The organism is Pseudomonas hunanensis, assembly GCF_013393325.1.
In the GTDB taxonomy this organism is placed as follows: Bacteria; Pseudomonadota; Gammaproteobacteria; order Pseudomonadales; family Pseudomonadaceae; genus Aquipseudomonas; species Aquipseudomonas putida_P.
The window spans coordinates 1-255 of record NZ_QJRC01000028.1 but is presented as its reverse complement, the minus strand read 5'-3'; the positions used below and the strand labels follow the sequence as shown (position 1 = coordinate 255).

The 255-nt window shown below is 62.7% G+C and carries 1 protein-coding gene; it reads right to left on the bottom strand.

Annotated elements, in window-relative coordinates; genetic code table 11:
- The coding region (locus DM807_RS00245) for an Ig-like domain-containing protein (RefSeq protein WP_179026930.1) at positions 1–255 on the bottom strand (255 nt) is incomplete at both ends.

Here is a 255-nt window from a genome sequence, read left to right as displayed (position 1 = left end):
CTACTTGTGGCGGAGTCAGGTTGATGCTGAACACGCCGGTCGGGCCGACCACGGCAGTGCCTAGTTCAGTGCCATCGGCTGCCAAGATACGTACCGTGCTACCGGGTTCGGCACGGCCGGTGAGCACAGTACCGTCAGCACTGACGGCCAGTTCGGTCGGGGCCGCAGGCGCAGTGATATCGGGTGCAGTGACTTGTGTTGGCAGCGAGGACACCCCGCTGTCATCGATAGCGACTACGTCCAGCAGTTCGCCAT